The organism is Stenotrophomonas sp. YJH_SMC_81 (assembly GCF_059370875.1).
The window spans coordinates 459,678-483,858 of sequence record NZ_JCAFUB010000001.1 but is presented as its reverse complement, the minus strand read 5'-3'; the positions used below and the strand labels follow the sequence as shown (position 1 = coordinate 483,858).

Here is a 24,181-nt window from a genome sequence, read left to right as displayed (position 1 = left end):
GCCAACGTTCATGGGAAGGAATCGATGGAACGCACGATGATGGTGAGGTCGGCGCTGGCGTCGGCGCTGGCGATGGCATTGACGGCATGTGGTGGCGGCGGAGGCGGCGGCAATGTCCGCATCGATCCACCCCCGACCACCCCGACGCCCCCGACCACGCCCCCGCCGACCACCCCGCCTCCGGCCAAGCCGCAGGAGCCGGCCTTCGACGCGCACCTGTCCGTGACCAATGCGCGTGCCGCACAGGCCGCTGGCCTGACCGGGCAGGGGGTGCGCATCGGCATCGTCGATTCGGGCGTGCAGCGCAACGCAGTGGCGCTGAACGGGCGCGTGGTCGCCAACCTCAACTACATCGACCCCGCCCGCAACAACCTGCAGGTGGACGACGTGGTGGGCCACGGCACGGCGGTGGCCAGCCTGGCCGCGGGTGCTCCGGTGGGGTCCTGGCCGGGCGGCATCGCCCCTGGCGCACAGATCGTTTCGGCGCGGATCATCGCCGACAAGCCGCCCGTCGATGACGGCAGCGGCAAGGGCAATTCCTTCAGCGGCCCACTGGGCGTGGCGCAGGTCCACCAGGACCTGATCAGCTACAACGTGAAGGTGATGAACAATTCGTGGGGCGGCCTGTACTGGACCGACCTGCCGACCACCGCGCAGGTGGCGGCCGAGTACCGGCCGTTCGTCATCAATCATGGCGGCCTGGTGGTGTTCGCGGCCGGCAACGATGCGCGCCCCGAGCCGAGCAGCCTGGCCGCGCTGCCCAGCCAGCTGGGCGTTGCCGGCTCGCTGCCAGCGGCCGATCTGGAGCGCGGCTGGCTGGTGGCCACTGCGGTGGATCCGTATGCACCGGGCACGCTGGCCAGCTACGCCAATGCCTGCGGCCAGGCCGCGCGCTACTGCCTGGCGGCGCCGGGCAGCGCGGTCTATCCCGATGCCAACGGCGGCAGCTATTACTGGAACTACGGCACGTCCTTCGCCGCCCCGCTGATTTCCGGCGCCGCCGCCCTGGTCTGGCAGCGCTACCCGTACTTCGACAACAACCTGGTGCGGCAGACCCTGCTGGGCACCGCCAAGGACATCGGTGCGCCCGGCGTGGATGCGGTGTTCGGCTACGGCCTGCTCGACATCTCGCGGGCGATCAAGGGGCCGGGGCGCTTCGACTGGGGCGACGTGGTGGCCAATGTCGATGCGCCATCGAGTGGCTCGCTGTGGAGCAATGACATCGTCGGCAGCGGTGGCCTGGTCAAGCAGGGCGGGGGAACCCTGGTGCTGGGGGGCAACAACAGCTACAGCGGCGCCACCCGCATCGAGCGCGGCATCCTGTCACTCCAGAACGGCAGCGTGATCCGCTCCAACGTGACGATCCTGGCGCAGCCCGATCCGGATTCGACCGGCCTGCAGTTCAATGGCGGTACGCCGCGCGTGATCGGCAATGTGGTCAACGGCAGCAGCGTGTTCCTGACCACCGGTAGCACCACCGGCACCATCGAGGGCAACTACACCCAGCAGGCCGGCGCGCAGCTGATGATCGCGCTCGGTGCCAATGCGCTGCAGGTCACCGGCAACGCCACGATCAACGGGGGCGTGCGCGTACACGGCTTCGTCTCCGGCTATGTGCCGCAGAACGGCAGCCGCCAGGACCTGATCCACGCCGCCGGCGGCCTCAGCGGCACCTTCAGCAGCCCGGCCACCTCCAGCGGCCTGCAGGGCCTGTCGCTGCTGCAGAGCAGCTATGGCTATGACAGCAACAACGCTTGGTTGAACCTGACCCAGGTCAGCGTCACGGCGGCAGCGACCGGGCTCACGGCCTCGGCGCAGTCGGCTGCGCAACGCGTGGACAGTGCGTTCAGCGCGCTTGATGGCGATACGACGCTGCAGGGCTCGGCCTTCGGTACGGCCGCCGGTGCGCTGCAGTGGACCGGCGGTGGCAGCAAAGGCCTCGAGGCCAGTTTGCAGAGCCTGTCCGGACAGGCGCATGCGCGGGCCGAGTCGGCCACCTTCGACAGCATCGACATGTCACGCCGCGCGATCGCCGAGCGCTTCAATCGCGTGCAGGCGGCGCCGCGCCTGCGCGGGGCCTGGCAGAGCGCGCTCGGCGAAGCCGGGCAGGGCAGTTTCGCCGGCAATGCCGCCGACAGCCGTGGTTGGATGGCCGGCCAGGACCTGCCGCTGGGCAGCAATGGGCTGATGGGTGTGGCCTTCGGCGAAACCCGCAGCAATGGTGGCAGCAGCTTCGGCGGTGATCGTGGGCGTGATCGCCAGGCGCAGGCGCAGCTGTACGCCGGCTGGAACCTGGGCCGGGGCTATGCGCTGGCCCAGGTCGGCAGCGGACAGTTCACCCGGGCGCTGGATCGCCAGTTGCTGCTGGGCGCCGGCGCCTACGGTGTCTCTGCACGTTACGGCGGACGTTTCAGCAGTGCCAGTGTCGAAGGCGGCTATCGTTTCGGCCGCGTAGGTGCGTCGTTGACACCGTATCTGGGCGCCAGCACGACGCGCGTGGATACCGATGCCTTCAACGAACTGGGCGGGTTCGGCTTCGGCCTGCGTGGCGATGCCAACCGCGTACAGCGCAGCCAGATGCTGGCCGGTATCCGCGGCGAACGTGGCTGGGGGCGCTGGACCCTGCGCGGGCATGCCGAATGGCAGCAGCGGCTCGATGGTGCCGATGCGGACTGGCAGGCCAGTTTCGTCGGCGTTGATGCATGGGCGCCACTGGCGGGCTGGAACGCCCCGCGCGGCAGTGCGTTGTTCGGCGTGGCGCTGGAGTCGTGGTGGGGCCGCAACGGCCGCCTGAGCCTGGGCTTCGACCAGCGCGTCGGCGGCGAAGGCGCGCGCCAGGCGGCGTTGCGCTACAGCACCGGCTTCTGAACGGGAGGTCGCGCCGGGTCGAAAGGCCCGGCGCGACATCGGCAGGCTCAGCCGCCGCGCAGGTTGCCCAGGCGCGGGGTGCTGCGGCCCAGCGGCATCTTCAGCTTGCCGATCGACAGGATACGGCTTTCGGCGATGCGGTCGGCTGCCCGCTGCGGCGCGATGTTCTCGCGTTGCGACAGTTCGAAGATGCGGGTGAGGTTGTGGTAGATGCTGCGGATCAGGCGCATCGCGCGTTCGCGGTTGTAGCCATCGATCTCCAGCGACACGTTCATCACGCCGCCCGCGTTGACCGCGTAGTCAGGTGCATACAGGATGCCGCGCGCATGCAGTTCGTCGCCGATTTCCAGGCTCGCCAGCTGGTTGTTGGCGGTACCGCAGATGATCTTCGCCTTGATCCGCGGCAGGGTGTCGGCGTTGATCGCGCCTTCCAGCGCGCACGGTGCGAACACATCGGCGTTCACTTCGTGGATCTCGTCCGGCTTGACCGCTTCGGCGCCGAAATCGCTGACCGCGCGATCAACCAGCGCGCTGTCCAGGTCGGTGACATACAGTTTGGCGCCGCGGTCGCGCAGCAGCTTGACCAGCTCCATGCCGATGTGGCCCAGGCCTTGCACTGCGATGCTGGTCTTGCCCACTTCCTCATGGCCGAACTTGAAGCGCATCGCCGCCATCAGCGCCTGCAGCGCACCGTAGGCGGTGAACGGGGCCGGATCGCCGGAGCCGCCATGGACCTGGTGCACGCCGGTCACGAACTGGCTCTCCAGGTAGATGTTCTCCATGTCGTTGACGTCGGTACCGACGTCCTCGGCGGTGATGTAGCGCCCTCCCAGCGAGTCGACATAACGGCCGAAGGCGCGGAACAGTACTTCAGTCTTGTCCACCTTCGGGTCGCCGATGATCACCGCCTTGCCACCACCGACGTTGAGGCCGGCCAGCGCATTCTTGTAGGTCATCGTCCGGCTCAGCCGCAGCACGTCGGCCAGCGCCTCGTCGGTGCTGGCATACGGACGCATGCGCACGCCGCCCAGGGCCGGGCCCAGGGTGGTGTTGTGGATGGCGATGATCGCCTGCAGGCCGGCATCGTGGTTGTGGCAGAACACCACTTGTTCGTGGCCGGTGGTGGCGAGGGTTTCGAATAGCATGGCGTCTCCGATGGCGCGAACAGCGGCGAACTGCAGCGAACGGCCAGTGAACGGTAGGGTCCCAAAACAAAAAAAGCGACGTCGTCATGGCTGGGGGACGGGTCGCGCGGCGCCATTCTAGTCCATTCCCCCGGCCGGTGCCGTCGACATCGCATGCCTTGCAGTTAAAGAAGATGAAAATGCGGCCGATGCTGCGACGACGGCGGGTGGCCGGATTCGCGTGAAGAGGCAGGCGGTCAGTGACGGCAAGGGCACCACAACGACAGGGCAGGCGGCGATGACAGCGGCCTGGTGGCGATCGCTGCGCGCCTGGCTGGCGCGTTCGACCGGGGCGGCACCGTCGCGGCTGGTTGCTGCGTCCCGCCAGGCGGTGGCCGCCGCAGCGGCGAGCCTGCAGGGCGAGGCGCTGCCCCCGGCCGAGATCGCTGCACATCTGCAACGTGGCCTGCATGCCCTGGCCCTGTACCCGCGTCTGGCCGGTGAATCCACGCCGGTGCAGGCCGCAGGGCTGGGCGAGGCGGTGGCGCGCGCGCTGCAGGACCGCAACTGGGCGGCCAGGCAGCTGCCCCGCCGGCCGCAACTGCTGCCGCAGCTGATCCAGACCGTCAACGACGATGCCGCCTCAGCGCGGGTGATGGCCGCGATCATCGGCCAGGACCCGGTACTGACCGGCAACCTGCTGCGCATCGCCAACAGCCCGGCCTACAAGGTGCATGAGCGCCCGGTCGAAAGCCTGCAGCGGGCGGTGACACTGGTGGGTACCGAAGGCGTGCGGCAGATCATCAGCGCGGTACTGGTGCAGCCGGTGATGCAGGTGCAGTGCGAAGTGTTCCCGCAGTTCAGCGCGATCATCTGGGAGCACGCGCTGCTGGCCTCGCGCGCGGCCGCCGATCACGCACGTACGGTCACCTTCGGTGATGCCTTCGCTGCGCAGTGGCTGGGCCTGGTGCAGGGACTGGGCGCGTCACTGGTAATGCGCCAGCTGCTGCAGGAAGCGCAGGCCCGCGGCGAGGCCGTGGAGCCGGCGTTGGCCCTGCAGCTGCTGCAGCAGTGGTCGTTACCGTTGGCGCAGCGGGTCGCCGCCGCATGGGAGCTGCCTGAACCGGTTCACCAGGCCCTGGCGGTGGATGCAGAAGGGGCGCTGGCCGACAGCCTGCGCCTGGCCAGCGCCGCCGCAGCGGCCAGCCTGTTGTGCCGCCATGGGCATGCCAGCCAGAGCCGCATGCTGGCGCTGCTGGAGCAGCTGCCTTCAGCGCCGCCGCATGCATTGCGCTGGATCTGGCGGCGCCTGCATGGGCGCAGCGTGGAAACGCTGGATGAGGCCGGACAGGACCAGGCCGGCCCGGCCGCCTGAGTGCTACAGCTGCGATTCGACAGGCAGCCAGCTGATGGCCCGCGACAACCAGCGTTTGCGCGCCGTTGCCCCTGGCTCGGCCTCGACCCAGTGCGGTGGCGGCTCGCGCTCCAGCCAGCGCAACCGGCCACGGTCGTCCAGCGCCAGCCACCAGCTATGCCTGGGGTCTGCCAGGCGCAGGTACTCATCGCGCAGCCGCGCCCCCAGCACCGGGTCGTCGAACAGTACGCCCATTTCGGTGTTGAGGTAGGCCGAGCGCGGGTCGAGGTTGAACGAGCCGACGAAGCCGCGGCGGTCGTCGACCACGAACGCCTTGGTGTGCAGGCTCGCGCCGCTGCTGCCGAACATGCCGGCATCGCCGGACTGCCCCTGCGCCTTCAGTTCGTACAGGTGGACGCCCGCTTCGAGCAACGGCACGCGGTAGCTCATGTAGCCGCCGTGCACGGCGGCGACGTCGTTGGCAGCCAGTGAGTTGGTCACCACGCCGACCTGCACGCCCCGCCCGGCCATGGCCGAAAAGCCATCCAGGCCTTCGTCGCCTGGCACGAAGTAGGGCGAAATCAACAACGTTTTGTGCCGGGCGGCCTGCAGCTCGCTGATCAGGGTCGACACCAGCCAGGCAGCGCGATCATCCCTGCGATGCTTCATCGGCGGGTCCGAGACGATGCGCACTGCACTGCTCCAGTGCAATGGCTCGGGACTCGGGCGCTGCCGCTGGCGCGATTCGGCCACGCGCGCAAGGTAGGGCCGGGCCACGTCCCGCTGCGCCTCATGATCCGATTCGCGCACCAGCAGGCGCAGCTGCGCATCGGTATGGAAGGCAAGCGCGGATACCGGAATGGCGGCCTCGCTGTTCCAGTAGTCGTCGAAGATCCGGTTGGCCTGCTCCACGGCAGGGCCGGCGACCAGCAGGTCCAGATCCTGGAAATTCACATCGGTGCGCGCGCTGAAGTACTCCTCGCCGATGTTGCGGCCGCCGACGATCGCGACGCGACCATCGGCGATCCAGCTCTTGTTGTGCATGCGGTGGTTCACGCTGAAGAAGCGTTGCACCATCTCCACCATGCGCAGGATGCCGGTCCGGTTGCGGAACGGGTTGTAGAGGCGGATTTCAATGTTGGGGTGCCGGTCCAGCGCCATCATCAGCGCGTCCTTGTCCTTGGCATTCATGTCATCGAGCAGGATGCGCACGCGCACACCGCGCTCGGCGGCGTCATGCAGCGCCTTGGCCATCAGGTGGCCGATCAGGTCGTCGTGCCAGATGTAGTACTGCAGGTCCAGGCTGCGGCCAGCGTGCGCGGTGATCATCGCGCGCGCGGCGAAGGCATCCATGCCATCACCGAGGAACGCTACGCCTGATTGCCCGGGATGCGCGTCCTGCAGCGGCACGATCTGCTGGTCGATGCGGGTCTGCGCCGGCTGCAAAGGCAGTACATGCGAGGGCGCGCCCTGTGCCTGTGGCGTGAGATGGTCGGCCAGCAGCAGCCCGGACAGGACCAGCAGCAACAGCGCGGCGAGGATGATTGCAGCGACGCGCAACAGGCGTCGCCACAGGGGCATGGGCAGGCTCATGCCTCGATGGTAGATCCACGCCCTGCGTGAAGGAATGCCTGCAGGATCGATAGGGCATCAGCGCGCTTGCCTTCGGCAACGGATCCGACCCCGGGGCGTCAGGATGGGGGCGGACCCGTTTCCGCAGGAAAGGGCCCTGACCCGCAGGCCTCAGAACCGCTCGTCGCTGCCCAGGTAACGCCACTGCGCCGGCGGCAGCGGCCCCAAGGCCACGCGGCCGATGCGCAGCCGGCGCACGGCCAGCACCTGCAGCCCGGCGGCGGTCACCGCCACGCGCAGCCCCTTGGCGGTCAGCCCCTTGCCGGCAAAGCGCAGGCGCTGCTCGCTTTGCCAGCTGACCTTCGCGCCGCCGGATTCCTGCTGCAGCCGCGCCAGCAGCCACGGTCCTCGCTCGGGGCCGCCTTCGGCCACTTCGATCAGGTATTCCTGTTCGGTGCGGCCCAGATTGCGCTGTAGATGGGCCAGCGTGGCCGGATCCTGGCTGACCACCACCAGGCCGCTGTCGCTGGCCGGAAGTGCAGCGGCCAGCTGCAGGCCGTGGAAATGGCGCTGCAACGGACGGATGTCGCTGGCATCAAGTTCGCTGCGGCTGTCACTGCTGACCAGCGCACACAGGGTCTCAGCAGCAACGCCGGCCGGCTTGTGCAGCAGCATGCTGACCCGCTCGGCCTTTTCATCACTGGCCTGCTCGGCCACGACGATCACCACGCTGTCATCGACCGGGCGCTGTGGCTGTTCCACCACTTCGCCGTCGACCGTTACCCAGCCGCCTTCGATATAGCGCCGCGCTTCGCCGCGGGGGATGCCGAGCAGGGCGGACAGGCGTTTGTCGAGACGGATCGGTTCCATGGCGGGCAGGTCGGGCAGGGGGCGCGCAGTGTAGCTGCTGCGGCCGGTCAGCGCTGGCTGCGGTTGGCCAGCTCGGTCAGGTACAGACGGGTATCGAACTCCAGCTGCAGGTAATCCGGTTCCATGTGCTGGCACAGCTGGTAGAAGGCCTTGTTGTGGTCGGCTTCCTTCAGGTGGGCCAGCTCATGCACCACGATCATGCGCAGGAACGCCGCGGGTGCCTGGCGGAATACGGTAGCGATGCGGATCTCGCGGCTGGCCTTGAGGCGGCTGCCGTGCACGCGGGAAATGGCGGTATGCGTACCCAGCGCGTGCTTGATCACTTCCAGGGTGTTGTCGTAGCAGACCTTGTTGAGCGGCACCGACTTGCGCAGGTAACGGTCCTTCAGCGCCTGGGTGTAGTCGTACAGCTGGCGGTCGCTGCGGACCTCGTGCGGGTCGGGATAGCGCTGCTGCAGCCAGGGGCCGAGCTTGCCCTGCGCCAGCAGTTCGCTGACCTGGGCGACCAGGGGTTCGGGGTAGCCGGTGAGGTACTTCAGGACTGCCATGCAGGGGCGGCGGGGCGTCGGTAGAATGGAAGCATCCAAGATTACACGCGGTACGTACCGACCATGGCAAAGCCCAACGCGCTGCAGGAACAATTGCTCAAGGCCGGTCTGGCCAAGAAATCGCAGGCCAGCGCCGCCGCGCGGGAGCAGGCCAAGGCCCGCCAGGGCAAGGCCGAATCGGCCTCGGCCGAGGTCCAGCGTGAGGCTGAACGTGCCCGTGCCGAGAAGGTCGAGCGCGACCGTGCGCTGGCCGCCGAGCGCAATGCCCAGGCCAGGCAGGCGGAACAGAAGGCGCAGGCGAAGCAGATCATCGCGGCCCATGCCGTGCCCCACAAGGGCGATGACGAGTATCGCTTCAGCGATGGCGCGGCGATCCGCACCCTGCTGATCGACCCCAAGCTGCGCAAGGCGCTGTCGGTGGGCGTGCTGGTCATCGTCGCCAATGGCGAGGGTTACGCCCTGCTGCCGCGCGCCGCCGCCGAGAAAGTGCGCGAGCGGGCTCCGGAGGCGATCATCGTCGACCACGGCCAGCCGGGCTCGACCGCCGAGATCTCCACCGGCAACGCCGAGGACGACGCCTACTACGCCCAGTTCCAGGTGCCGGACGACCTGATCTGGTAAGCAAAAAAGGGGACGGAGGGGATTAAGTCGCGATCGACCTGATTGGATCCGTTGGCGTTCTGCTCAGCTTGCTGAAGGCGCACCGGCCATGGCTCGGCGCAACACAGGCCTGCTCCTTTGTGCGCGGGTGTATCGTCCCCATATCAGGCGACACACCTGCGGAGGAAGGCCATGGCCACTGGTTGGGCGGGAGATGGCGCGGTCCAGGACCAGATCGACGCCACCGTCGACGATGCGATCGCCCGCGCGCGAGGCCAGCTGCGGCAGGGCCCGGGCCTTGAACACTGTGAGGAATGTGACGCGCCGATTCCGTTGGCGCGACGTCGTGCTGTGCCGGGAGTTCGCCTGTGCGTGGCGTGCCAGCAGGCGCATGACGAAGAAGCGCAGGCGCATGCCGGTTACAACCGGCGCGGCAGCAAGGACAGCCAGTTGAGGTAAGGGGTGTTGGGCAGGGCTGCGCCCTGCACCTGCTTGGAGCAACGGCAACGGCAACGGCAAAAGCGTGCTATCCGTGGGATGGCGGGGGGGGGGGGCCGATTGAGGGGGACGCTGCAAGTCCCCCTCCGGGGCCCGGCCCAGCCGCTGGCGGCTGTGCGTTCGGGCGCTTGCGAAGCAATGCTTCGCAAGCAAAGCGCCCTCACCCATGTAAGCTCGGCCGCCGCATCCATGCGGCTCACGCCCCCTCAACCGGACCCACCCCGCCTTCGACAGATTTCCGCGATCTGTTGGAACCTGCTGCTGATGGTGGGTGCCGACCGTTGGTCGGCACGGGGTCGGATCCAATTCTGACTATCGATATCTGACAGATGTGCCGACCAACGGTCGGCACCCACCAACAGCGCGCGGAATCTGTCAGAGGTGGGGCGGTGTGGGTGGGCAGGACCGTTGGCGCCATGGATGGCGCCATCGAGCCCCCATGGATGGGTTTACGGCGTGTCCTGACCACCCACACCGCCCCGCCATCCCACGGAATGCCGCTCTTGATCTTGCTTCGGCTTCGGCCTCTGCAGGTGCAGGGCGCAGCCCTGCCGAAAACTACCCTCAGCCGTCGCCCTGGATGCCGCCGGGCGCCTGCGCCGGGTCACGCCAGCGGCGCACCGTGCGCTGGAAGAACAGGTTGTTCGGCAACTGCAGCACCGTGCCTTCGTGGCCGTCGCCGGTTTCCTGCAGTGTGGTGTAGATCAGGTTCACGTCGATCACCCGGCCTTTCAGGCCCGGCTTCTCGCCGTTCTCCAGCACTTCGATGTAGTCATGCAGGCGGAACGGGCGAGTGGTGAAGATCAGCAACGTGCAGAAGATGTTGGAGAGCACGCTCCAGGCCGCGAAGAAGGCCACTGCGCCCACGGCCGCGAAGCCGGTGAACGCGGTCCACAGCACTGAAGGCTTCGCGCCGAGCAGGCTGAGGATATACAGCAGGGCGCTGAAATAGACCACGAAACTGGTGATCCGGCGCGCGCCCATCACCATTTCAGGTGGCAGCGTGTAGTGCTCGGCAAAGCGCCGGATCAGGCGACGGGCCAGTACCCGCAGCAGCCAGGCGACCAGCAGCACCAGCACGATCTGCAGGGCCACGCCCGCGTAGTTCAGCCATGGGTGGCTCCAGGCCGGCAGGTGATCCTTCAGCGACAACATCATGGGGGCGAAAACAGGTGGCGGGAACGGCCTCGATGTTACCCGGCGCGTGCCGGGGTTTCGACCATCGGTGACCACGCCAGGCAGACCAGCTCCTGGCGATCCTGCTGCAGGCAGGCGCGGCCGTTGTCGGGGCACAACCGCAAGGACAGGCCCGATGCCTGCAGCACGACGCAAGCGACGATTACCAGCAGGGCGGCGCAGGATGGGCTGGACATGGCGGAACTGCCTGGAGGTGTTTTCTCGAATGACCATGCATGGATGCAGCCATCGTCGAAAAGGTTGCATGGCCTCGATTGGCGATCGGCTCTAAACCTTTTTCCGGGTCGCCGCATCCAAGCGATATGCTCGACACCACGATGCCATCGCCGCCTGCCGCCCACGCCCCTGTCGACGAACCCGCCCTGGTGCGGGCGGCCGCCGCCGGTGACACTGCGGCCTACGAACTGCTGTACCGGCGCCATGCGCCGCGCGTGTTCGCCGTACTGTGGCGCCTGTGCGGGGGCCAGCAGGCGCGTGCCGAGGATGCCCTGCAGGAGGCCTTCCTGCAGGCATGGAAGGCGCTGCCGGGGTTCCGGTTCGAAAGCAGCCTGTCGACCTGGTTGCATCGGCTGGGCGTCAACGCCGCACTGATGGAACTGCGCGGGCGCGCCGCCGGGCAGGACCACGACAGTCTGGAGGAGGTCGACGGCGGCGTGCAGGAGCTGGCGGTGCACGACCGTTGTGCCGGTACCGAGCGCGACCTGGAGCGCGCACTCGCGACGCTGCCTCCGAGGGCGCGTGCGGTACTGGTACTGCACGACATCGAAGGCTGGAAACACCAGGAAATCGCCGAGCAGCTGCAGATGGCCGTCGGCAGTTCAAAGGCACAGCTGCATCGTGCGCGCGGCCTGCTGCGCGCACGGCTGGGAGACATGGCATGAGTACACACGAACACGATTGCGATCACGATCTGCTGGCCCGGCTGCGCGCGCTGCCGAACGAGCGCGATGTACCGGCCGATGGCTGGGCACGCCTGTCCGCGCGGCTGCCGCCGCGTGAACCAGAGGCAGCACCTGCGCCAACGGGCAACGTGGTGGCCCTGGCAACGCGTTCGCGGCGCCGCTGGTGGTTGCCGGCCGGCGCTGCCCTGGCTGCCAGCCTGGCGATCTACGCCGTGGCCCCTTGGCGGCATGCGCAGCCGGATATACCGGTGCCGTCCGCGCTGCAGTTGCAGGCTGCGGCGATGACCGAGCAGTACCGGCAGGCGGTGGCCTCGCTGCCCGCAGGCCGGGCACCGGAATGGCAGCCGGCGCTGCACGAACTGGATGAAAGCGCGGCACAGATCCAGGCCGCGCTGGCGCAGGACCCACGTGCGCCTCACCTGCTTGGCCAGCTCAAGCGCACCTATTCGCTGCGGCTGGAACTGACCCGGCAGGCGGCCTATGCCGCCGAGTCCGGCCTGACGACCTGAGGAGACCCCCGATGACACGAACCCTGATGACCTGCTGCGCCGCGCTGTTGCTGCTGCCCGCGGTGGCCCTGGCTGACACCCGGATCGACGAACGCCACAACCTGGCCGCCGGCGGCCGCATCGAACTGAGCAACGTGGCCGGCAAGGTGACCGTGCGTGGCTGGGACCGCAACGACGTGCAGCTCACCGGTACGCTCAGTGATGGCCTGCAGCTGCGCCAGGAAAAGAGTGCCAACCGCGTCCGCTGGGAGATCGAGTATCCGCGTCGCAGCAACAACGGCGGCGCAACGCTGGTGCTGAACGTGCCGCGCTCGGTGGAGCTGCTGCTGAGCACGGTCAGTGCCAGCCAGGACATCAGTGGCATCGACGTGCGCCGCCTGCAGGCCGACACCGTCAGCGGCAGCCTCAGCGCCTCCGGTCGCAGCGGTGACAGCAAGCTCAATACGGTCAGTGGCGGTGTCAGCGCGCGCCTGCAGACGCCGAAGCTGGACGTAAATACGGTCAGTGGCCGGATCGTGGCCGGGAGCGGCGTGTCCGGCGACATCGGTGCACAGACGGTATCCGGCCGGGTCGAGGTCGATGCCGGGCGGGTGCAGCGGCTGGCGGTGGAAACCGTATCGGGCAGCATTGACCTGTCGGCGGCCGGGCTGGCGCCGGGAGGCCGTATCAATGTCGAATCGGTGAGTGCGTCGGTCAACCTGCGCCTGCCGCGCGCCGTCTCGGCGCAGCTGTCGGTGAACAGCTTCAGCGGGTCGATCAACAGCGATGCTGGCCAGGTGGAGCGGCCGCGCTACGGCCCCGGCAGCCATCTTGATACGCGGCTGGGCAGCGGCGACGGTGATATCCGCATCCAGTCGCATTCGGGCAGTGTTCGGGTAAGCCTGGATCGCTGAGCGCGATCCGGCAGGCCGCGGCGGCAGCGCCGCCGCGGTCGCTACTGGGTCAGCTGGCTTTCTTCAGCGCCCAGGTGGTGCCGAGGACTTCGATCTTGCCACCGGCCTTGCGGAACGCTGCCAGGTCCGAAGCGATCGAATCGCTGCTGACCACGGTGCTGGCGGCCGCGCCCTTGCGTTCGCTGCGGATGCTGTTGCTGGCCTTCGCGGGGGTCTTTGCCTTGCGGGGCATGGTTGCTCCTGTCAGGTGGAAGGGGAGGAAAGCGCCCAGGCATCAGCCTGGCGCAGGTAGTCCTGCCGCTCGCGGCGGCAGTCACTGCCGCCCATCGAGAACTGGCGGCAGATCGCCGGGCGCTGCGAATAGATCGTGCAGCGCAGGTGATAGGGATCGATCGCCGCACACCAGCCTTCCTCGTTGCGCGCCATCACGGTACGGCCGTGGGTGTCGCGTGACAGGAACTGGCCGGGCACGTGGTCGCCGGACTGCAGCAACACGGGCAGCCGGCAACAGACCGCGTCACAACGGCGGCAGTCGATGGGTGCATGTGCTGCGTCAGGTTGTAAGGCCTCAGGGGCCTGGCGGGTGCCCAAAGCGGGTCTCGATGGCGGCTCCGGTGGGACGCGGACCATGAACGAGCCAGGAAGGCATGGCCGCTAGGCCCGAGGGCGGGCCAGGCTGCACCGTGGACACACACCGGCGTGGCCGGTGGAAGGTGCAGCAGGGTTCTAGCCGACCAAGAGTAACTTGGATCGCGTAACGTTTTGTTAATCCTGGCTGGCTGCCGCCAGCGCAAGGCCCTGGACCACGCCCAGCGAGGGCTCGCCGTGGACCATGCGGGCGCCCGGGAAGGCCTCCGCAACGGCCTGGCGCAGATACCCGGCGTGGGACATGCCGCCGGTCAGGAACACCGCGTCCGGGTCGCCGCCGATGTCGCTGCGGACCTGGGCCAGCAGCTCCCGGAGCTGCTCCAGATAACCATGGGCGGCTGCGGCCAGGCCGTCGGCGCTGCTGTCGGCATGCAGGTCGCGGGCGATGTAGTCCAGCGTGCTGCGATGTTCGCTGGCGGCACTGAGGGCGATCTTGGCGCGCTCGACGTCGCGGTACAGGCGGGCGGTATTGCCGGTGTCCTGCAGGGCCTGCAGGCGCGCGCCCCAGGGATTCTCGACATGGTCATACTTGTGCTGGCGGAAGTCGCGCTGGCGGGTCATGTCCTGCACGGTGGCCGCTTCCACGTAGTGGTGGGCGGGCACGCGGGTGATGCCGCGGCCGAACAGCGGCATGTAGCTGGACAGGCTCAGCGCCAGGTCGATGTCGGTACCGCCGCGGGCGATGCCCCAGGCGCGGTGGATGCGCGGGGCGTCGTCGCCGCCGACTTCGGCGTGGGCGATATCGGTGGTACCGCCACCGATGTCGACGATCACGGCCTGGTGCCGTTCGCGGCTTTCGGCGTGATAGTGCATGGCCGCCGCGGCCGGTTCCTCGAGGAAATCGATCTGGTCGAAACCGGCCTGGCGGGCGGCTTCGCGCAGGATGTCCAGCGCCTGGTCATTGCCGGCCGCACCGATCGAGCTGCGGAACTGCACCGGACGCCCGAGCAGGGCCGCTCGCAGCGGCTGGCCAAGCTGGGCGCTGGCGGTCAGGCGGATGTGTTCGAGGATGTGCGCGGCGATGCCGGTGATGGTCTGCTTGGCGCGTGGGTGCAGGTTGTAGCCGAGCATCGATTTCGGGCTCTGCACCAGGTTGCCTTCGTGTTCCTCGAAATAGGCTTCCAGCGCTTCGTCACCGTAGACCGCATTCTGCAGCAGGTCGCTGGCACTGCGTTCCTTGCCGGCACGGGCCTCCATCCATTCCCGGCGCAGCGCGCGCAGGGCTTCGCGGCGCAGCGCCTGCGGCGTGCGTTCCTGGCCGGCGGCGCGCGCCGCACGCGCAGCGCTGTCGATCATCTGCTGCAGCTGGTGCTCCTGGCCGTCATCGAGCTGGAAGTCATCCGGGTCGGGCACCACGCCGGGGAAGTACACGCTGGTCCGGAACTGCTCGGCGTCGCCGAAGCGGATCGGCAGCAGCTTCCCTTCATGCACGATGGCGGCGGCGGAGTTGCTGGTACCGAAGTCGATGCCGAGGCGCATGGGGAGTTCCGGGGGCGATCAGGGGCCGCGCACTCTGCTGCAGTTCGCCGCCGACTGCAAGGTCCCGCAGCTTCCTGTTCCGGGCCGGGTCAAGGAGGTCGCGGCGTACTGCCCGGAAAAGGCCAGGGGAGCCGGGCGGTTACAATGGCGGCTGTTGATTCACTTTGAGGTACTTGCTGATGTCTTCTGCCCCCGCCTGCCCGCAGTGCACCCTGGAAAACACCTACGCCGATGGCGCGCTGTGGATCTGCGCCGACTGCGGCTTCGAATGGACCGCCGAGGAAAGTGCCGGTTCGACCCTGGTCGTGCGTGACAGCAACGGCAATACCCTGCAGGCCGGTGACACCGTCACCGTGATCAAGGACCTGAAGGTGAAGGGCTCCTCGATCCCGCTCAAGCAGGGCACCGTGATCCGCAACATCCGCCTGGTCGAGGACGATGCCGAGCACATCGAAGGCAATTCGGACAAGATCAAGGGCCTGGTCCTGAAGACCTGCTTCCTCAAGAAGGCCTGACCGGCCTTCAGCGCCTGGCCTGCTGCCGTGCGCGCCAGCGGGCCAGGCTGTCCAGCTTGGCCTGGTAGCGCGCCTGCTGCGGCGCCCCGCCCAGTTCCTGTGCACGCAGCAGCTCACGATCGGCGTGCTTGAGCTGGCCCGCCAGGAAATAGACCCGCGCCAGCCCGAAGTGGAACTGGTGCGCGGTGTCGTACAGGCGCACGGCCTGCCGGTAATAGCGGATCGCCTGCTGCAGTTGCCCGGCGCGTTCGGCCTCGGCACCGAGCATGTACTGCGCGAACGGGTCTTCGCGCTGCACCGATTGCAGCCGCTGCTCCAGTGCTTGGGCCTGCGCAATCATGCCGAGCTTGCGGTAGAGGGCGCTGGCGTTGGTGAGTGCAGCATCCTGGCGGCCGTCCAGTCGCAGCGCCCTTTCCAGTGCCCGTCGCGCGGCGGCGGTATCGCCCGTGCGATTTTCCAGCACGCCCAGGTTGTTCCAGGTGGCAGCGAAGCTGTCGTCCTGCGCCAGCGCGGTATCGAAGAAGGTACGTGCGCCCGCCAGGTCGCCGCTGGCCATGCGCTCGGCACCACGATTGTTGTAGAAGTGCGCCAACGCCCGCGCCTGGCTGATCGGCAGCGGCCCGCGGCGGTCGTACAGCACATTGCGATCCAGATCGACGGTGGCGAAGCGGCCGGCGAAGCCGACCCCGGCATTGACGTGGCCTACGCTGTAGACCAGGCCCTGGGCCTGGTCCTGGTACCACGACACCACCTGGCCGACCTCCTGCACGCGCGCCTGGATGCCGGCTTCGCGTGCCAGCGCCACGAACATCAGGGTAAAGGCCAGGCAGTTGGCGCGTCGCTGCTGCCAGATCTCGCTGACGGTAAGGGTCGCGTCGGCGTCGTACTGCAGGTCCATGCCATGGCGGTCGAAGATCATCTCCACCAGCGCCTGCAGGCGCTGCTCGCGCGAATAGCTGCGACGGGTCACCTGGGTGTGCAGCATATCGAGCATGGCCGGTGGAATCGCGAACACCTGCTGCGGCGTCGGAATCGTCGGCGCGGCGGTGCTGGCAGTGAGCGCAGGGACTTCGTTCGCGCCAGGGTTCAGTGCGATCGCGGAGGGTGCCGCCAATGCGGCCAGTGCGAGCAGAACGGATCGGGCGGCAGGACGGTACATGACGGCTCCCGGCAGCGGCGGGCGCTCCCGCCTGAGGCGAGTGTAGACCTGTGCGCGCCCCCCTGCAGTGACCGCTGGTCGGTACGCGCGTTCATCCACAGCCGGTGTGGACCAGCGCTCGACAAAGCTGTGGACAACCGCGTTGGGGCCCCGTGCGAAGGGCGTTGTGAGGGTGTGGTGAAAAAATGGCCAGCTTGCCCGCCACCGGCGCAGGCGGGATGATCCGGTCATGGACTTCTCCCCGCTGACGCTCGCTCCGGCGCAGTGGCAGGCGCTGCAGGACAGCTATGCGACGCCACCACGTGCCTACCATCACTTCGGCCACGTGCGTGCGGTGCTGCAGCACTGCCAGGAGGTTGCCGACGGTCCAGGCTGGCAGCAGCCGGCCGAGGTCTACCTGGCCGCGCTCTACCACGATGCGATCTATGTGGCGGGGCGAAAGGACAATGAGGCGCGTTCGGCGCAGCTGGCCCTGCAAGTGATCGCGCAGGCGCCGGAACTTGCCACGGTCGACGCGGCCCGGGTCGAGCAGCTGATCCTGCTGACTGCCCGTCATGGCGAGCTCGGCCTGGACGATGTCGATGCCGAGGCCGCGTTGTTCCTGGACTGCGACATGGCGATCCTGGCCGCGCCGGAACCGGTGTTCAGCGCCTATGACCGCGGCGTGGCCGAAGAGTACAAGGGCGTGGTGCCGGGCTTCCTTTATCGCGCCGGCCGCCGCCGTTTCCTGCAGGGCCTGCTGCGTGCACCGCGCATCTTCCTCAGCGAATTCTTCCACCAGCGACTCGACGCGGCCGCGCGCGACAACCTGCGCCGGCAGCTGGGCCGCTGAACCAGCCCGGTACACTGGGGCCTGTTTCCACCGATTGCCGCTTCCAACCGTGTCTGTCCCTGATCCCGATCCCCGCCCGTTGCCGCCGGAAGAGCCCGGTCCGAACGAATGCTGCGGCAGCGGTTGCCCGCTGTGCGTGCTGGACCTGTATGCCGACGAGCTGCAGCGCTATCGCAAGGCGTTGGCCGAATGGCTGGCGCGGCACCCGGAGGCGTCCGCATGAGCCGCGCGCGCCCAGCGGCACTGCTGGCGCTGGCGGCGCTGCTGCTGTTCGTGGCCACCGCGCTGTGGACCCAGTTCGCACGCACTGATCTGGACTGGGTGCGGGCCACGCTCAGCCTCTACCTGCACGGGCCGTGGGGGCTGGCATTGCGCGCGGCCTACTGCCTGCTGGCATTGGCGATCGCCCTGCTCGGCATCAGCCTCTACCGGGGCAGCGTCGGCCCGCGGCGCAGCGCGGCGGCGCCGCTGCTCTTCACTGTCTCGGCGCTGGGCCTGGCCACGGTCGCCATCGGTGACAGCTGGCTGCCGGAAGCGACGCCGCTGCTGGCACCGTTCATCCATGGGCTGGCGGCCAACACTGCGTTCCTGTGTGCCAGCGTCGGCATGCTGCTGCAGGCCTGGTACCTGCGCCGCGAACCGGGTTGGCAGTCCGCCGCGGGCCTGCTCTGGGGCTGGGCCTGGCTGGCGTTCGTACTGTTGTGGCTGCATGTGCTGTGGCGTGGCGGGCCGCCGCGCGGGTTGGGGCAGAAGGTCGTGATCGTGGTGATCGTAGGCTGGCTGCTGTACCTGGCGCTGGCACTGTACCGGCGCAGTCGGCGTACCACGGCCGACTGAATCGCCAACGGCCTGCACCGGTACGTGCCGTGCACGCGGTGGCGGCGTATCGTGTGCGCATTCCATCGGGGATGCGATATGAAGCGTGCAGGGCTGGGCAGGGCAATGGGTGTGGTTCTGGCGCTGGCGGCGCTGCCGGCAATGGCGGCGGCCAACGTGCAGCAGTTCAGCCACGGGCGGTTCGAGCAGATTCCGGTGCACATGCCGGCCGGCACGCCGCAGCGGGTGGTGATCTGGTTCCACGAACCCACCCCAGGGGGTGACACCAGCCGCCTGCCGATCGAAGCCCTGCGTGCCGACGGCGCCATGGTTGCCGCTGTGGACATCGCGCACCTGCGCGGGGTGCTCAAGCGCGAGGGTGATCCGACCTGCTCGTTCGGCGCCGGTGACGTCGAGAACTTCTCGCGCTGGCTGCAGGCGTCCCTGCATCTGCCCGGCTACCACCTGCCGCTGGTCGGCGGTGACGGCGAGGGTGCCGAGATGGCCTATTCGCTCGCGGCGCAGGCCGACACCCAGGTGTTTGCCGGCCTGCTGACCACCGGCTTCTGCCCGGACCACAACCATGAGCGCATGGTCTGCGGCGATGGTGTGAAGCACAACACGCTGCAGCCCGCCGAACTGAATTTTCCGTGGTTGAGTGCCGCTGGCGATCACGGCTGCAAGGTGGGCGAGGCCAGCCAGTTCGTGCAGCAGGTGGCGATGGCGCGCGAATTCAAGCGCACCGCGCGCGGTGATGCGTCGCCGGGTCTGGTCGCCGCGGCGCGCGTGATCGGTGCGCAGGCGGGTGTCAGCCTGGCACCGCCACCGGCAGCGCTGAAGGACCTGCCGATAGTGGAAGTGCCGGCGAGTGGCAACGGTGACACGCTGGCCGTGTTCGTGTCCGGCGATGGCGGCTGGGCCGGCCTGGACAAGGACGTGGCGTCGTCGCTCAACGAGCACGGCGTGGCCGTGGTCGGCATCGACTCGCTGCGCTACTTCTGGAGCGAGCGCACGCCGAAGGGCTTCGCCGCTGACCTGCAGAAGATCATCGACCACTACCGCCAGCAGTGGCACCGCGACAAGGTAATGCTGATCGGCTTCTCGCAGGGTGCCGACGTGCTGCCGGCGACCATCAACCAGCTCGACGCCGATACCCGCGCAGCGTTGGATCGTATCGTGCTGCTGTCGGTGGGCAGGAAGGCCGACTTCGAGTTCCACGTCAGCAACTGGCTGGGCGGTGGCGGCGATGGCCTGCCGATCGCACCGGAGGTGGCCAGGCTGCCGGCGGAAAAAACCCTGTGCGTATATGGCGACAAGGACGAGGACGCACTGTGCCCGGACCTGCCGGCCAATGACGGCGTGAAGCGGGTGAAGCTGCCGGGCGACCACCATTTCGGCGGTGACTATGATCGGCTGGCCGAGGTGATCCTCAAGGGCGGGGCGTAGCGCCGGGCCACGCTGGCCAGCGTGCTGGAAAATGCCGACCTTGGTCGGCGCTGGCGTGTCGACCAAGGTCGACACCTGCCGGGTGGTGCGGGTCGTCAGTTGCGCCGCGGGTCCAGAGAGATCAGGCGCGTGGCGTCCAGCAGCGCCGCCGGCAGGTGCATGCCGCCAGGCGCGGCGAGATAGCGTGGCCGCCACTGCGGATCGAACTTCGACTTGAAGCGGCGCAGGCCACTGAACCCGTAGAAACGTTCGCCATGCCGCGCCAGCAGGCCGGCCAGCCGGTTCCAGCGGCCAGCCAGACGATGCTGTGCCAGCCCGGAAAGCGGCGCCATGCCCAGCGAGAAACGTGCATAGCCCTGTGCGCGGCCCCACAGGAACAGCTCGATGAAGAGGAAGTCCATCGTGCCCTTCGGTGCTTCGCTGACGTGGCGCATCAGGTCCACCGACAGCTCGGCGCCTGCCGGTGCCTGCCACAGGTTGGCGAAGGCCACGATCTGGCCTTCGGCCTCGACCAGCGCCACCGGGAAGCGCACCAGGTAATCCGGGTCGTAGCTGCCGAGCGAGAAGCCCTTTTCGTCGCCGGCCTTGTCTTCCAGCCATGCGTTGGAGATCGCGTGCAGGCGCGGCAGCAGGCTGGGAACTTCCTCCACGGGCGCCACGCGGAAGGACAGGCCACCCCGCTTGCCCCGGTTCCAGGCCTGGCGCAGGTCGGCGCGCTCGCGCCCTTCCAGGCCGAAATCATGCAGCGGCACCATCGCTTCTTCGCCCAGCTTGACCAGCCCCAGGCCGAGGTCAAGGTAGGTCTGCCAGTAGGACTCGCCGACCTGGTAGAAGACGGGGCGCAGGCCGAGGCGGTCGGCTTCCTCGCGGAAGCGCCAGATCAATGCGCGGGCGACGTCCGGCGGGCCGACCGGGTCGCCCATCGCGATCAGCGAACCTCCATAGCGCTGCATCATCACGAAGCCCAGTTTCGCTTCATCGCGCAGCACTGCCTTGTCAGCGGTCAGCACCAGGCAGGCCTGGGTGTCGGTGGCACCGGCCAGGACTGGCGCCAGCGATTGCAGCGTCGCTTCATCGGCGGCGGGCAGCGGGCTGCGTGTGCTGTGCAGCAGCCGCGCCAGGCCGAACATCACCAGCGCGATGGCCACCACCAGCAACGCGCGCAACGCGCGCGGTGCGTTGCCGGAGACCGCGAACTGCCACCACAGCTCGTTCTGGTATTCGACATGGCTGTAGGTGAAGAACAGCAGCCAGGTCACTGCCACCAGCACCAGGCCCAGGTTACGCAGCCACGGCCACGACCAGGCTTCATCCAGCAGCGCACCCTGGCGGTAGAACTCGCGGCGCGCGGCCCACAGCGCCATCGCCACCAGCACCGCCGAGACGGCAATCAACGGTTGGCCACCGCGCAGCCACAGCGGCAGCGGGGTGGCCACGCACACCGCCATCGCCAGCATCCACGCCGCGTGGCTGCGCCGGGCCAGGCCCTGCCCGATCAGCAGCAGCGCGACACCACTGAGGCTGCCGATCAGGTGCGAGGTTTCCAGGATCGGCAGCGAGGCATTCACCAGGTGCCGGCGTGGCGTGGGCAGCGTGCCATCGATGACCAGCGCGGCGCCGATGCTGAACACCGCCAGCGCGATGATCTGCGGCAACCATGGGCGCAGTGCGTTCCAGCCGGCGCGGGTTGCCCCGGCACTGGCCTGCAGCGGCTGGCGCAGCGCGGGCGCAAGGGCGAGCAACGTGGCCAGCACCAGCGGTAGTACGTAATAGGTCACGCGGTAGATCAACGCGGCCGCCAGCACCGCCGCCGGTGCCACCTGCGGCAACAGCTTCAACAGGCTCCATTCGAACACGCCCAGGCCGGCCGGCACGGTCGAGACCAGGCCGGCCAGTACCGCGACGAGGTACAGGCCGACGAAGCCGGGCAGGCCGGTGGGCGTCGAGTCCGGCAGCAGCACATAGAACGCGGCGCTGGCCAGCACCAGCTCGATCACGCTGAGCACGGTGACGCCGAGCATGGTGCGGCGGTCGGGTAGCCACAACGCATGGCCGAACACGCTGAACTGCCGTCCATCGCGACCGACCAGCAGCACGGTACCCAGATAGGCGAGCAGGGCGACGATGCCGACGATGCGCACGGCATCGGGATTCAGTGGCAATGCCAACGCCGCTGCCGCCGGTTCCATGCAGAGCGCCACGCTGATCAACAGCCACGCACCGAACACGAAACCGAGCGTGCTCATCAGCACCACCTGGCCGATCTGCGCCAGGTCCAGGCCGGCGCTGCGGTAGCCACGCAGGCGCACTGCGCCGCCGGTCAGCGCGGCAAAGCCCACGGTCTGGCCCAGCGTATGCGCAAGGAAGGCGGTGATGCCGATGCGTGCCGGATGCACGCGGATTCCGCTGCGACGCAGGCCGATGGCATCGAAGCCGATCAGGCAGGCGTAGCTGGCCAGGCCGAGCACCACGGTGAGCGTGATCTGCAGGCCACTGAGCTGGCGGAACGCCTGGCGGATGGCGCGGTAGCCGTGCTCATCGAATTCACTGGCCAGGCCATGCAGGGCCAGCGACAGGATCAGCAGGGGAACGACAATGGAGAGGACCCGCTTCCATGCCGGGGTGGAGGAAGCGGCGGCGGGGTTGGTGGCTGCGGTCATCGGCGCAAGGGTGCGTCAGGAGGGGCGAGTGCGGTGTCAACGCGGGGCGTGGCGCATCGTGCGCCTGTCGCCGCCATTTGACCAGCGGATGTGTCGGAGCCCGGTAGTGACGTGTCGCGCGGGGGACCCGTGCACCCACCGTTGACCGGATTGGAGGACAATGCGGGCCTGATCACCCGCAGGAGCCACGCCCATGATGGAGCGTTACGACGTCGGACCGCGCATGTCCGAAATGACCGTGTACAACAAGGTCGCCTACCTCTCCGGCCAGATTCCGGAAGACACCAGCCAGGACATCACCGGCCAGACCCGGCAGGTGCTGGCGGAGATCGACAAGCTGCTGGCGCTGGTCGCCAGCGATCGCCAGCACGTGCTGCGTGCGGAAGTGTTCCTGGCTGACATCGCCGACTTCGACGGCATGAACAAGGCGTGGGACGAGTGGGTGGTCGAGGGCGCGACCCCGGCCCGCGCAACCTTCGAAGCCAAGCTCGCCCACGCCGAGTGGAAGGTCGAGATCGTGGTGACGGCAGCGGTGCCGTAACTGCGGGATGGGGTCAGGTCCCTTTCCTGCGGAAAGGCATCTGACCCCTGTTACAGGGGCAGCAGCTCGATGCAGTCCACCGGGCACGGCGGGATGCACAGCTCGCAGCCGGTGCACAGGTCGGCAATGACCGTGTGCATGTACTTGGCGCCGCCGACGATGGCGTCCACCGGGCAGGCCTGGATGCACTTGGTGCAGCCGATGCAGTCGGCTTCGACGATCAACGCCACCTGGGCCGCCTTGTGCTCGCCGCGCGAACGATCGAACGGAATCGCCGGTACGCCCAGCACCTGCGCCAACGCCCGTGCACCGGCGTCGCCACCCGGCGGGCAGCGGTCCACACCCGCCTCGCCACGTGCCATTGCCTGCGCGTACGGGCGGCAGCCGTCATAGCCGCATTGCCCGCATTGGGTCTGCGGCAGCAGGCGGTCGAGGCGTTCGGTCAGGGGCGGGATCAGGCTCATGCGTGGCGGAGGCTGCGCGTTGGGTTATTTCAGGGGCTTGCCGCGGAACCAGCGCTCGTGGGCCAGCGCCAGCATCGGCCTGTCTTCGGAACTGTCACCGTAGGCATGGATGCGCACGTAGCGCGACAGATCGAACTGGCGGCGGATGTGCTCGGCCTTGCGCGGACCGCAGTCGCCACCGGCGTAACGGCCGGTCAGGCGGCCGTCCTGGCTTTCCAGCCGGTTGCAGATCAGCTGCAGGCCCAGCTGCTCGCACCACGGCCGCAGGTACAGGTCCAGCGAGCCGGACACGATCACGACGGTGTGCTGCTGTTCCTTGTGCCAGCGGATCTGCTCCAGCATTTCCGGGCGCACCACGTCGGGCAGGAACTCACGCGAGAAGCCGGCGGCCAGCGTGGCGATGTCATCGCTGTGGCGGTCACTGAAGGTCAGGCGGGTGACGCGGGCGCGGATGCGTTCGGCCGAGATCAGCTTCAGCCTGTACGCGGCCAGCCACGGCCCGACTTTCCACCATGCCTGTGCCAGCTGTTCGGCGGTGGCCACGCGGCGCAGGAAGCGGCCATAGGTATCGCAGGTGGTCACGGTGTGGTCGAAGTCGAACAGCGCCAGTTCCATTGCGTTGCTTCCCATCGCGTTGCCTCCCGGGGCCGGAGCTGCCGGCGGGCGTGGCCGTAACCACGCCCGCT

At 68.3% G+C, this 24,181-nt stretch carries 26 protein-coding genes; 13 read left to right on the top strand and 13 right to left on the bottom strand.

The features are described from left to right. Positions 1-24 precede the first annotated feature (24 nt). Positions 25-2,868: an autotransporter serine protease gene (locus AC5P8U_RS02260; RefSeq protein ID WP_072169098.1), complete on the top strand. Its 2,844-nt coding sequence runs from the start codon at positions 25-27 to the stop codon at positions 2,866-2,868. 47 nt (positions 2,869-2,915) lie between these two features. Here the strand turns inward: AC5P8U_RS02260 and AC5P8U_RS02255 are convergent, their stop codons facing one another. Then, the gene (locus tag AC5P8U_RS02255; protein WP_049413064.1) at positions 2,916-4,013 is read right to left on the bottom strand and encodes a Glu/Leu/Phe/Val dehydrogenase dimerization domain-containing protein; all 1,098 of its coding nucleotides are present in this window, start codon (positions 4,011-4,013) and stop codon (positions 2,916-2,918) included. Positions 4,014-4,290: 277 nt separating this feature from the next. Here AC5P8U_RS02255 and AC5P8U_RS02250 point away from each other — a divergent pair, with 277 nt between their 5' ends. Next, a complete protein-coding gene (locus AC5P8U_RS02250; RefSeq protein ID WP_072169100.1) occupies positions 4,291-5,367 on the top strand; it encodes an HDOD domain-containing protein in 1,077 nt (358 codons plus the stop codon). Between the two features lie 3 nt (positions 5,368-5,370). On the opposite strand, the gene AC5P8U_RS02245 is transcribed toward AC5P8U_RS02250, so the two are convergent. The 3 genes from AC5P8U_RS02245 to AC5P8U_RS02235 all read right to left on the bottom strand — a co-directional run bounded on the left by AC5P8U_RS02245 (position 5,371) and on the right by AC5P8U_RS02235 (position 8,336). Next, positions 5,371-6,927 carry a phospholipase D family protein gene (locus AC5P8U_RS02245; protein WP_269777779.1) on the bottom strand — a complete coding sequence of 519 codons (1,557 nt, stop codon included), beginning with the start codon at positions 6,925-6,927 and terminating at the stop codon, positions 5,371-5,373. A gap of 162 nt (positions 6,928-7,089) precedes the next feature. Beyond that, the gene (locus AC5P8U_RS02240; RefSeq protein WP_005418190.1) at positions 7,090-7,788 is read right to left on the bottom strand and encodes an RNA pseudouridine synthase; all 699 of its coding nucleotides are present in this window, start codon (positions 7,786-7,788) and stop codon (positions 7,090-7,092) included. Positions 7,789-7,835: 47 nt separating this feature from the next. Continuing rightward, positions 7,836-8,336: a M48 metallopeptidase family protein gene (locus tag AC5P8U_RS02235; RefSeq protein WP_053499398.1), complete on the bottom strand. Its 501-nt coding sequence runs from the start codon at positions 8,334-8,336 to the stop codon at positions 7,836-7,838. A 63-nt stretch (positions 8,337-8,399) separates the two neighbouring features. Here AC5P8U_RS02235 and AC5P8U_RS02230 point away from each other — a divergent pair, with 63 nt between their 5' ends. After that, positions 8,400-8,957: a DUF2058 domain-containing protein gene (locus tag AC5P8U_RS02230; RefSeq protein WP_005418186.1), complete on the top strand. Its 558-nt coding sequence runs from the start codon at positions 8,400-8,402 to the stop codon at positions 8,955-8,957. Between the two features lie 171 nt (positions 8,958-9,128). After that, the gene (locus tag AC5P8U_RS02225; RefSeq protein WP_072169104.1) at positions 9,129-9,395 is read left to right on the top strand and encodes a DksA/TraR family C4-type zinc finger protein; all 267 of its coding nucleotides are present in this window, start codon (positions 9,129-9,131) and stop codon (positions 9,393-9,395) included. Positions 9,396-9,998: 603 nt separating this feature from the next. Here AC5P8U_RS02225 and AC5P8U_RS02220 read toward each other — a convergent pair. Further along, on the bottom strand, positions 9,999-10,592 hold the full coding sequence (locus AC5P8U_RS02220) for a mechanosensitive ion channel family protein (protein ID WP_005418176.1): 594 nt from the start codon (positions 10,590-10,592) through the stop codon (positions 9,999-10,001). A 35-nt stretch (positions 10,593-10,627) separates the two neighbouring features. Next, positions 10,628-10,807 (bottom strand): hypothetical protein, encoded by a 180-nt coding sequence (locus tag AC5P8U_RS02215; protein ID WP_061480628.1) that lies wholly within the window; start codon positions 10,805-10,807, stop codon positions 10,628-10,630. A 126-nt stretch (positions 10,808-10,933) separates the two neighbouring features. Here AC5P8U_RS02215 and AC5P8U_RS02210 point away from each other — a divergent pair, with 126 nt between their 5' ends. The 3 genes from AC5P8U_RS02210 to AC5P8U_RS02200 are packed head-to-tail and all read left to right on the top strand — an operon-like array spanning position 10,934 to position 12,935. After that, entirely contained in the window at positions 10,934-11,512 is a 579-nt protein-coding gene (locus tag AC5P8U_RS02210) for an RNA polymerase sigma factor (protein WP_072169105.1), read from the top strand. Continuing rightward, positions 11,509-12,042 (top strand): hypothetical protein, encoded by a 534-nt coding sequence (locus tag AC5P8U_RS02205; protein WP_072169106.1) that lies wholly within the window; start codon positions 11,509-11,511, stop codon positions 12,040-12,042. Before AC5P8U_RS02210 ends, AC5P8U_RS02205 begins: the two co-directional genes overlap by 4 nt. 11 nt (positions 12,043-12,053) lie before the next feature. Next, positions 12,054-12,935, top strand: coding sequence for a DUF4097 family beta strand repeat-containing protein (locus AC5P8U_RS02200; RefSeq protein ID WP_061480626.1), 882 nt, complete (start codon positions 12,054-12,056; stop codon positions 12,933-12,935). Between the two features lie 49 nt (positions 12,936-12,984). On the opposite strand, the gene AC5P8U_RS02195 is transcribed toward AC5P8U_RS02200, so the two are convergent. The 3 genes from AC5P8U_RS02195 to AC5P8U_RS02185 all read right to left on the bottom strand — a co-directional run bounded on the left by AC5P8U_RS02195 (position 12,985) and on the right by AC5P8U_RS02185 (position 15,062). Continuing rightward, positions 12,985-13,167: a hypothetical protein gene (locus tag AC5P8U_RS02195; RefSeq protein WP_005410566.1), complete on the bottom strand. Its 183-nt coding sequence runs from the start codon at positions 13,165-13,167 to the stop codon at positions 12,985-12,987. Positions 13,168-13,178: 11 nt separating this feature from the next. After that, entirely contained in the window at positions 13,179-13,472 is a 294-nt protein-coding gene (locus AC5P8U_RS02190) for a YkgJ family cysteine cluster protein (RefSeq protein WP_111200933.1), read from the bottom strand. Between the two features lie 228 nt (positions 13,473-13,700). Beyond that, on the bottom strand, positions 13,701-15,062 hold the full coding sequence (locus AC5P8U_RS02185) for an Hsp70 family protein (RefSeq protein ID WP_495213855.1): 1,362 nt from the start codon (positions 15,060-15,062) through the stop codon (positions 13,701-13,703). Positions 15,063-15,241: 179 nt separating this feature from the next. Here AC5P8U_RS02185 and AC5P8U_RS02180 point away from each other — a divergent pair, with 179 nt between their 5' ends. Then, positions 15,242-15,577, top strand: coding sequence for a zinc ribbon domain-containing protein YjdM (locus tag AC5P8U_RS02180; protein ID WP_010482882.1), 336 nt, complete (start codon positions 15,242-15,244; stop codon positions 15,575-15,577). A gap of 7 nt (positions 15,578-15,584) precedes the next feature. On the opposite strand, the gene AC5P8U_RS02175 is transcribed toward AC5P8U_RS02180, so the two are convergent. Next, positions 15,585-16,736, bottom strand: coding sequence for a transglutaminase domain-containing protein (locus tag AC5P8U_RS02175; protein ID WP_188240755.1), 1,152 nt, complete (start codon positions 16,734-16,736; stop codon positions 15,585-15,587). 229 nt (positions 16,737-16,965) lie between these two features. Between AC5P8U_RS02175 and AC5P8U_RS02170 the strand changes: the two genes are divergently transcribed. The 4 genes from AC5P8U_RS02170 (at position 16,966) to AC5P8U_RS02155 (ending at position 19,830) form a co-directional block, all read left to right on the top strand. Further along, positions 16,966-17,568, top strand: coding sequence for an HD domain-containing protein (locus AC5P8U_RS02170; RefSeq protein ID WP_072169108.1), 603 nt, complete (start codon positions 16,966-16,968; stop codon positions 17,566-17,568). A 49-nt stretch (positions 17,569-17,617) separates the two neighbouring features. Then, complete coding sequence (locus AC5P8U_RS02165) at positions 17,618-17,791, top strand: oxidoreductase-like domain-containing protein (RefSeq protein ID WP_061480629.1); 174 nt, start codon at positions 17,618-17,620, stop codon at positions 17,789-17,791. After that, complete coding sequence (locus AC5P8U_RS02160) at positions 17,788-18,405, top strand: DUF998 domain-containing protein (protein ID WP_072169109.1); 618 nt, start codon at positions 17,788-17,790, stop codon at positions 18,403-18,405. The genes AC5P8U_RS02165 and AC5P8U_RS02160 overlap by 4 nt, the downstream gene beginning before the upstream one ends. Before the next feature lie 78 nt (positions 18,406-18,483). Continuing rightward, positions 18,484-19,830, top strand: a complete 1,347-nt coding sequence (locus AC5P8U_RS02155; RefSeq protein ID WP_072169110.1) for a virulence factor family protein — start codon at positions 18,484-18,486, stop codon at positions 19,828-19,830. Between the two features lie 95 nt (positions 19,831-19,925). Here the strand turns inward: AC5P8U_RS02155 and mprF are convergent, their stop codons facing one another. Beyond that, positions 19,926-22,490, bottom strand: a complete 2,565-nt coding sequence (mprF, locus tag AC5P8U_RS02150; RefSeq protein ID WP_495213854.1) for a bifunctional lysylphosphatidylglycerol flippase/synthetase MprF — start codon at positions 22,488-22,490, stop codon at positions 19,926-19,928. A gap of 193 nt (positions 22,491-22,683) precedes the next feature. On the opposite strand from mprF, the gene AC5P8U_RS02145 reads away from it, so the two are divergent. Continuing rightward, positions 22,684-23,031: a RidA family protein gene (locus tag AC5P8U_RS02145; protein WP_005418155.1), complete on the top strand. Its 348-nt coding sequence runs from the start codon at positions 22,684-22,686 to the stop codon at positions 23,029-23,031. A gap of 50 nt (positions 23,032-23,081) precedes the next feature. On the opposite strand, the gene rnfB is transcribed toward AC5P8U_RS02145, so the two are convergent. Both rnfB and AC5P8U_RS02135 read right to left on the bottom strand, forming a co-directional pair. Next, complete coding sequence (gene rnfB / locus AC5P8U_RS02140; RefSeq protein WP_061480619.1) at positions 23,082-23,495, bottom strand: Rnf electron transport complex subunit RnfB; 414 nt, start codon at positions 23,493-23,495, stop codon at positions 23,082-23,084. Between the two features lie 24 nt (positions 23,496-23,519). Beyond that, entirely contained in the window at positions 23,520-24,110 is a 591-nt protein-coding gene (locus tag AC5P8U_RS02135; protein ID WP_495213900.1) for an HAD family hydrolase, read from the bottom strand. Positions 24,111-24,181: the final 71 nt, after the last annotated feature.